Source organism: Bacillus sp. FJAT-27001 (assembly GCF_019039175.1).
Lineage (GTDB): Bacteria > Bacillota > Bacilli > Bacillales > Bacillaceae > Bacillus > Bacillus velezensis.
Window position 1 is genome coordinate 83,621 of the sequence record NZ_JAHOAA010000008.1, and the last position, 9,354, is coordinate 92,974.

Consider the following 9,354-nt stretch of genomic DNA (forward strand, 5'->3'; position numbering starts at 1 on the left):
ACGCCCGCGGCCATTTCCAAGGACGGTTTCGTCAAAATGCCGACACGTTCGTCAGCCGTGACGCCGCAGTCCATGAGAATGCGCGCGATGCGGTTCGCCCTTGCGTTCAGCTCGCCGTACGTCCATTTCGCGCCATTGTATGCCGCGGCCGGCCGGTTCGCGTAGCGGGTGGCCGTATCTTCAAAGAGACGGTGAACCGTTTTGTCCCGCGGCACAGAAAGTGTTTTTCCTTTCCATGCGTCAAGGAGGGCTTGTTTTTCAGCATCGCTGATCAGTGAAATCTCAGGCAGCTTTCTGTCCGGACTTTCTGCCGCTTGCTTCAGAATCCGCAGGAACCCGGCGCTCCACTTTTCAATTGTTTCTTTTTTAAACAGATCAGTCGCATATTCAAACTGAAGGCCGAGACCTTCTTGATCCGTAAAGCCGCCGAGTGTCAGATCGAATTTCGCCGTGCCTTGGTTTGACTCATACGGAGTGATGCGCAGGTTCTCCAGTTCCAGTGTTTCTTTATCCGGATCTTCTGTCGTCACCATAACCTGGAACAACGGGTTGCGGCTCATATCTCTCGGCAGGTCAAGCTTTCCGATCAGATCCTCAAACGGATAATCCTGATGCGCCAGCGCGTCGAGATTGGTTTGTTTCACTCGTTCGAGCAGCCCGGCGAAGGTCTGCTCTTTTCGCGTTTCATTGCGAAGCGCAAGCGTATTGACAAACATCCCCGGCATTTCCTGAACTTCGGCGCTCGTTCTTCCGGCGGTCACCGAGCCGATAATGATATCGTGCTGCCCCGTGATTTTGCTCAAAAAGACATGGAACGCGGCGTGAAGCACCATATGAAGAGTCGCTCCCGATGATTCCATTAATTCACGCACCGCTTTTTCCGTTTCACGCCCCGCTCTGAAACGGACGGATTGTCCTTTAAAACTTTGAACCGGCGGACGGGGGAAATCGGTCGGCAGATTCAATTCAGGAAGCTCGCCGGAAAATGCGGAGAGCCAATAACGCTCATGGTCTTTCATCCGTTCGGCCTGCTCGGGTTCATTCTGCCAGACGGCGAAGTCTTTATAGTGCAGGTTCGGCGACGGCAGGCTTCCGCCTTTGTAAAGATGAGCGAGCTCTTTGACCAGCATGCTTCTGGACACGCCGTCGGCAATAATATGATGCATATCCAGCAGCAGCAGGTGTTTCTTTTCATTCAGTCTGACAAGAGCGGCCCGAATGAGCGGAGCCGCACTCAGATCGAACGGCTTAATGAATGCCTGAATGATAAGATCCGCTTTCTCCTCGTCCGCTGCTTCAAAGATGTGCAGGTCGATGTCAGCCTGTTCTGCGATCTGCTGCATCGGGCGGCCGTTTTGATCGATAAAGGACGTCCGCAAAGACTCGTGGCGATTGATCATCTGATTGAGCGCTTCCTGAAGCCTTGAAATATTGACTTCTCCTTCCATCAGAAGAACGGACGGCATATTATAACTGATTGTCTCCCGGTCAAGCTGGTTCAGGACGTACATCCGTTTTTGGGCGGATGATAACGGGTACGCGTCTGCACTGTCGGCAGGTGAGATCATCCGATATCCCTCAGATACCGCTGATTTTTCGATATATGCGGCAAGCAGGCGGACAGTCGGCTGTTCGAACAGCGCTTTTAACGGAACCGTTTTGTCCAGTCCAGCCTGAATATTGGCGAGGAGCATCATGCCTTTTAAAGAGTGCCCGCCGTAATCGAAGAAATTATCGTCGATGCCGAGCGTATCCGTACCGAGTGTCTGTTTCCAAATGCGGCACAGCTTTTCCTCCAATTCCGTTTCCGGCAAGGCTGAAGCTGTTTGCGCCGTTTGGCTGACGCCCGGTTTCGGAAGGGCGTTTTTATCGGTTTTTCCGTTGGCTGTGAGCGGAATGCGGTCTACTTGTATGAAATAAGCCGGAAGCATATGAGACGGCAGTGTTTCGGAAAGCCGTTTGCGAAGCTCAGAGCCTTTCAGCTCGCTGTCGGCTTTATAATACGCGCACAGTTCCGGCAGCCCGCCTCCGCTGACTGCGAGAACGACCGCCTCCTGAATGCCGTTTACGCTTAACAGCACGGTTTCAACCTCTTTTAATTCAATGCGGTAGCCCCGGATTTTCACCTGATCATCCGCACGGCCGATAAATTCAATCGTCCCGTCAGGAAGCCTGCGGACGACATCTCCCGTTTTGTACATGAGGCTGTCCGGTGAAAAAGGATTTGAGAGAAATTTCTCCGCCGTCAGCTGCGGACGGTGAAGATATCCTCTGGCAAGCCCCTTCCCGGTAATATAAAGCTCGCCGCTTGCGCCCGGAGGAACGAGCTGCATTGCTCCGTCCAATACAAGCGCGCCGGTATTTGCGATCGGGCGGCCGATGACGGGACGCTGCTCATATTGATCAAGGCGCTCCATATTGATCCGTCCGGCAATGGCGCCGATCGTCGTTTCCGTCGGCCCGTAGTGATTGATGAAGTCGGTATGGGCGTATACGTCATGAAACTTGCGGACATCGGACGTGATGATCTTTTCTCCGCCGAGCACCACTAAACGAAGCGGGCTGAAACGGCGTTCTGCCGCAAAGCGGGCTGTATTGACGATCATATGGAACAATGACGGCGTCAGTTTCATATACGTAATGCCGTTTTTCTGTATATACTCACCAAGCTGATCAGGCGCGGTGTACATCTCTTTCGGCACAATGTGCAGCTCTCCGCCCGCCTGAAGAATCGGGAATATAGCCGTATAGCCGAGATCAAATGCGTAAGAAGACAGCAGCACGGATTTGTCAGCTTCGGTCAAACCTGCTTCACGGCTGAACCATGTGACATAATTGATTAGATTGCGGTGCTCCAGCTGGACGCCTTTCGGTTTGCCCGTTGTTCCCGAGGTATAAATGATATATGCAAGCTGGTCGGCGCCGGGCTCCGTTTCAAGCCGGTCGGCGCTTTCGTTCTGCCATTCTCCGTCTTCCATTACGACCGTTTTTCCTTTATAAACGGCGGCTGCGGTCATGTTTCTCTCATTGACGACCAGAAGCTTCGTTCCGCTGTCTTCAAGAGAGTAGCGGATTCTCTCTTCAGGAGTCTCCGGATCAATCGGGAGAAATGCCGCTCCGGCTTTCATGACGCCGAGAATCGCGGTAATCAAGTCGGCCGAACGATCCATCATAATGGCTACGATGTCCTCACTGCCCGTTCCGCAAGCCTGAAGGTGGCGGGCAAACCGGTTCGAGCGTTCATCAAGCTCACGATATGTCAGACTTATTCCGCCCGCAACCGCCGTGAGATCAGGCGTTTTTTGCGCTTGCCGTTCAAACAGAGAAACAAAAGTGCCCTCAGGCAGATCCGCCTCCGTCCGTTTTTCATCAGAAAGGAGCGCTTCCCGCTCAGGAGCTGACAGCAGGCTTGCATCGGCCAGCTGAATATCCGGATTTTCAGCGCAGGCTTTAATCAGATTGACAAAATGAGCGCTCCAGCGGCGGATGGTTTCGTCCGCAAATAAGGCTTTCGCGTAATCAAAGCTCAATCCGACCTCTTCTCCGCGCTCAGCCGCTTCTAAGGAAAGATCAAATTTAGCGACATGATGATGCATGGAGTAAGAAGAAATCTCCAAATCTCCGAGCCGCAGGGCCGGGATCTCCATGTTCTGCATATTAAATAACACGCTGAACAGCGGACTCCGGCTTGTGTCCCTCGTTAACGGCAGTTTTTCAATTAATTCTTCAAGCGGATAGCTTTGATGCTCAAAAGCTTGAAGGCTCGCCGTTTTCACCTCATCCAGAAATTGTTTGAACGTTTTTTTGCCGGCAGGATGCGACCGAAGCGCAACTGTGTTGACAAACATGCCCGGCACGTCTTGGAGATCAGGATGCTGTCTTCCGGCCGCCGGAGACCCGACTACGATGTCTTCCTGACCCGAATATTTGGACAGCAGCACTTGAAAAGCGGCTAACAAGAACATGTACATCGTCGTATCCGTATCAGCCAGCAGCTTCTTAATCTGCGCCGTCACCTGTTTATCAAGCCCGAAGATGACGCGTTCCCCTTCAAAACTGCGCTCGGCAGGACGCGGGAAATCAAGCGGCAGATCCAACACCGGCAGATCGCCTTTGAACGTATCAAGCCAGTAGGCTTCGTGCTGATCGAGACTTGCTTTTTCACGCTGCCAGACTGAAAAATCCTTATAATGAATCTTTGGCAGCGCAAGCTCCGTGCCTTGATAAAGCTTCGCAAGATCACCGATGAAAATGCCCATTGAGCTTCCGTCCGTAATAATGTGGTGCATGTCAATCAGCAGAAGATGCCGGTCTTCTTCAAGCCGGATCAGCTTCGAACGGACCAGCGGCGCACGATTGAGCGCAAACGGCCTGATAAAGGCTTTTGTCAGCTCTTCTGCATCTTCTTCCCGGCCCTCGGCGGTTTCAAGCTCAAACGACACATTTTTGTGAATGGTCTGCACGACTTCTCCCTCTGCCATGTCAAACGACGTACGCAGTGTCTCATGACGGTTGATTAATGCCTGCATGGCCTCCTCAAGACGCTTTTTGTCTACTGACCCTTCCAGCAGAAGTACAGCAGGGACGTTGTAGCTCGTGCTGGCCTGTCCGAGCTGATTAAGGATATACATCCTGCGTTGTGCTGAGGAAACAGGATAATGCTTCTGATAAGGCGCTTGTCGGATCGGTTCAAACTGCTGCTCCTCCTCGCTCTCATGCTGCAAATAATGCGCAAGCTCCTGAATGGTCGGCTTTTCAAATAACACTTTAATCGGCACTTCTTTTTGAAAGTGCTCCTGGATTTTAGCGGTCATCATCATGGCTTTTAAAGAATGTCCGCCAATCGTGAAGAAATTGTCAGTCACACCCGCTTTCACACCGAGAATGCCTTCCCAAATGTCCGCGAGTTTCTGCTCCGCTTCCGTTTTCGGCGCTACGTATTCTTTTTGAACGGCTTCAGCCTGAGGCTCAGGCAGCGCTTTTTTATCAATTTTTCCGTTCGCCGTCAGCGGAAACTGATTCATCTGGATGAAGTGCGCGGGAATCATATATTCCGGAAGTGATTCCGAAAGCGTTTTGCGCAGGTCTTCCGGCGAAAGGGCTTGGTCTGCGGTAAAGTAAGCGCAGATTTCATTTTCATCCGCTTTATTTTTCCGGATCACAGCCGCAGATTCCGTCACATTCTCCGCCTGGCTGATTTTCGCCTCGATTTCGCCGAGCTCGATTCTGAAACCGCGGACCTTTACTTGGTTGTCAATTCTGCCGAGAAACTCGATCGTGCCGTCCGGAAGCCACTTCGCCAAGTCCCCCGTCCGGTATATCATTTCATCCGGTCTGAACGGATCGCGGACAAACTGCTTCTCCGTTAATTCAGACAGGTTCACATAGCCTCTTGCCACTCCGCTTCCGCCGACGCACAGCTCACCGGGCGCGCCGATCGGCTGGAGGTTGCGGTTTTCATCCATAATGTACGCAGTGGAATTTCCGATCGGCTTCCCGATCGGGACCGAACCGTCATAATCCTGATCAATGAGAAAACTCGTCGAAAACGTCGTATTCTCCGTCGGCCCGTATCCGTTCCAAAGCGACAGCTCCGGTGATGCCTTTCTCACTTTGCTGACGATATGCGGCACAAGCGCATCACCGCCGATGATGAGGTGCCGGAGCGTGTTAAACATGCCGGCATCCTTTTGGGCAAGCTGATTAAACAGCGGAGACGTCAGCCACATGGTCGTGATCCGCTGCTCTTTCAGAAATTGGGCGAATTGTCCGGCGTCAAGCAGCGTCTCTTTTTTCACCGGGTGCAATGACGCTCCGTTCAGCAATGCGCCGAAGACTTCGAAGGTTCCGGCATCAAAGCTGACGGCTCCCGTTTGCGCCATCCGGTCTTCTTCATGAACCGGCACGTAATTCGAATGTTTGACGAGCCTGATGATATTTCTGTGTTCAATCATGACGCCTTTCGGTTTGCCGGTCGATCCGGATGTATACATGATATACGCCAAGTCGTTGCCGCCGGCCGGAAGATTCAAGTCTGTTCCGCTTACCGTTTCATCCGCGCTTTCATCCAGCATGACGACCGGGACTTGCAATGTGCCCGCTTGTTCTTGATAGTCCTGAACTGTCAGCACGAGCCGAATTGAGCTGTCTTCCGCCATAAAGCGGAGACGGTCCTCCGGAAAAGCCGGATCAATCGGCACATATGCGCCGCCTGCTTTTAGGACGGCAAGCATTCCGACAACGGTTTCCGCAGACCGGTCGTTCATAATAGCGGCGGTCCGGCCTTTTTCCAGCCCGCTCTTCACAAGGTGTCTCGCCAGGCGGTTGGCCGCTTCGTTCACTTCACGGTAGGTCCATTCGCGTCCCGCTTCTTTTATCGCGATGCTTGCAGGCGTCCGGTTTGCCTGTGCTTCAAACAAACTGTGAACGGCCTCCTCTTCCGGAAGCGCCGTTTTCGTATCATTGAATATCTCAACAATCTGCCGCTCTTCTTCGCCTGAAACAAGGCCGAGTTCCCGCACGGGCGCGTCAGGCGTTCCGACCGCCGCTTTCATCATGCGGGTCAGATGGTGCGCCGTTCGTTCGATGGCATCATGAGCGAAAGCCGCTCCGTTGTATTTGATTTTGACAGTCCACGTTTTTCCCGGATACACGATGAGATTGAAATCAAAGCTCGTCTGCTCAAAAGCATGTTCAACTTTAATGGAAAAGCCGAGTCTTTCCTCCATGCCCCCGTTTTCCAGCTCTTTGTCCAGCGGATAGTTTTCAAACGCGACCAAATGATTTAAGAGGCTGCCGTCCAGGGCGGAGCGCTTTTGAATGTCATAGAGCGGCACATAATCATAGCGCTCGGCTTCCACGGCGTTTTTCTGAACTGCCGCCATCACGTCCGAAAAGGCTGCATCTTTGTCAATCTTGATTCTGACGGGAATTGTATTGATGAACAGCCCCGCCATCGTTTCTATGCCGTTGATTTCTGAAGGACGGCCTGATACGACGGTGCCGAACACCACATCGTCTGTATAGTTGTATTTGCTGAGCACCGCACCCCAAACGGCCTGAAACAGGTTAGGCCCCGTGACTTGATGCCGGTTGGCGGTCTGCTGAATCTGCGCGACCAGCTCTTCATCCCAGACAAAAGAATATTCTTCATTTTGGTAGTCTTTCTTTTCTGCTGCCAGACGGCCCGGGAGCAGGCTCGGCTGTTCGAAATCCGCCAGGCGGCTGCTCCAATATTGTTCCGCCTCCTCATAATCCCGGCCTCCGAGCCATTTGATATAGTCAGAGTAAGGTTTGCCCTGGCTTCCCCCGGCGGGCCGGCCGGCACGAAGCGCTTCATAGTTTTGGAACAGGCTTTTCATCAAAACGCCCATACTCCAGCCGTCCATGACGATATGATGATTGCTCCAGACGAGATACAGCTCCTTCTCACTGAGTCTGAACACCGCTGCTTTAAAGAGAATATCTTTCGCCAGATGAAAGCCCTGCTGCTGCACGCCGTGTTTATAGCGTTCAATATATTCGGTTTGGCGCGCTTCATCTAATTGACTGATATCTTCATAGTGCACCTTCGTCTTCCGCTCGGCTAATACGACTTGGCGCGGTTTTTGAAGCTGCTGGTGCACGAATACCGTACGCAGGATGTCATATGTCCGGATCAGCTCATTGACGCTTTTTTCAAAAAGCTCCAGCTGAAAACTTCCGTGAATCCTAAGCTCTAATTGTGTGAAGTAGGAGGAAGAATGCGGATCAAGCAGCGCATGATACAGCATTCCCTCCTGCATCGGTGTGAGTGCATACACCTTTTGAATCGATTTTTTGCTCATATGTCACCTCTGTCTTTTCTGTTAGAGAATTTCCATTAATTTATCAAGTTCATCAAGCGTCAGATCATCATCGCCAAGATCGCTAGGCGTAAGCTCAGGTCCGTCTTGGGCCAGGCAGTGATCTACGATTTTCAAGAGGTGCCCTTTAAAGCTGTCACTGAACGATTGAATGGTTTTTTCATGAAATTCGAGAGAATGATAGGCAAACGTCATCGTCATCTGCCCATTTTCTATAAATCCGACAATATCAAGCGCATTCGGCTTCTCTGTGTCAGGGCTCAGCGATTGTCCTGACGGCATCCCCGATCTTGTAAATAAGCCGGAATCCGACATCTCATTAAACTGGCCTAAGTAGTTAAAGCTGATATCCGGATCAATCTCAAATGAAAGATTCTCTTTATGCTCAGGCGCCGTTACATAACGCAGAATGCCGTAGCCGACTCCTTTGTTCGGGATGTGTCTGATGTCTTCTTTCATTTGTTTCAGCTGATATGAAAGATCGTCGGCGTGCTTCATCTCAAGGATCATCGGATACATGCTCGTAAACCATCCGACCGTCCGGGTGATATTCAAGCCGTCAAGAATGTCTTCGCGCCCGTGGCCTTCCAAATGAACGCCGATCGTGTCTTCACCCGTCCACTCTTTCAGCGCCAGTCCGAGCGCCGTGAGCAGGATGTCGTTCATTTCGGTGTGATAGGCTTCATGTACGTTTGTCGTCAGCTGTTCAGTTTGTTCAGGCGTCAGAGAGAAGCTGACCGTTCTCGTATGTCTCATGCGCTGATCACCAGACTGCCTGTCTTTCGGAAGCTGAGTGCATACCTCTTTTTCCTCAAGCTCTCTCCAGTAATCCGCTTCTTTCAGAAACGCCTTCGTATTTGCGTATTCTTTGATTCTCTCGGCAAATTCGGCGAATGAATGTGTTTTCGGCGGCAGCGCCGGTTCATTGCCTTGCTTCAGCTGCGTATACACGGACGTAAAGTCCTCCAGTAAAATCCGCCAAGATACACCATCCACGACTAAGTGATGGATTGCGAGAAGAAGGTGGTCTCCATCTTCAGCCCGGAAGAGCCCGGCTTTCAAGAGATGTCCTGTTTCCAGTGAAATACTGCTTTGAAGACGGTCTGCTTCCCGTTCGATACGGTCCTCATGGTCTTCAGCAGGTCCGTTCAGCTCAAAGACGTTCAGTTCAACAGACACATCCTCAAGCCCTCTGTAATACGGTTTTTGTTCACGATAAATCATCCGGAGCGCATCATGGTGTTCAATCAATGCTTGCAGGGTTTTTTCCACCAGGTCCGGATCAAAGCCGTCTTTCGCGTGAAGCATGACGGATTGGTTCCAGTGGTGTTTGTCGGTAAAGTTTCGTTCAAAGAACCAGCGCTGGATCGGCGTTAACTCCGCTTCGCCTTCGACAGGGCCCTGGTCGGCCTGCTTGCCTTCCGTCCGCTCCACATAGGAGACGAGCTCTTCGATGGTCGGATGCTGGAAGAGGTCTTTCATCTCCAGCTTGTAGCCGTGCTGGTTCAGA

The 9,354-nt window shown here is 51.9% G+C and carries 2 protein-coding genes; both read right to left on the reverse strand.

Annotation, left to right across the window (positions count from 1 at the left end; all coding sequences use genetic code 11):
• Positions 1-7,826: surfactin non-ribosomal peptide synthetase SrfAB (gene srfAB, locus BGM27_RS20955; RefSeq protein ID WP_217031330.1), on the reverse strand; the 7,826-nt coding region annotated here is incomplete at its 3' end.
• A 21-nt stretch (positions 7,827-7,847) separates the two neighbouring features.
• A partial coding sequence (locus BGM27_RS18225) for a condensation domain-containing protein (protein ID WP_254122920.1) occupies positions 7,848-9,354 on the reverse strand: 1,507 nt, incomplete at its 5' end.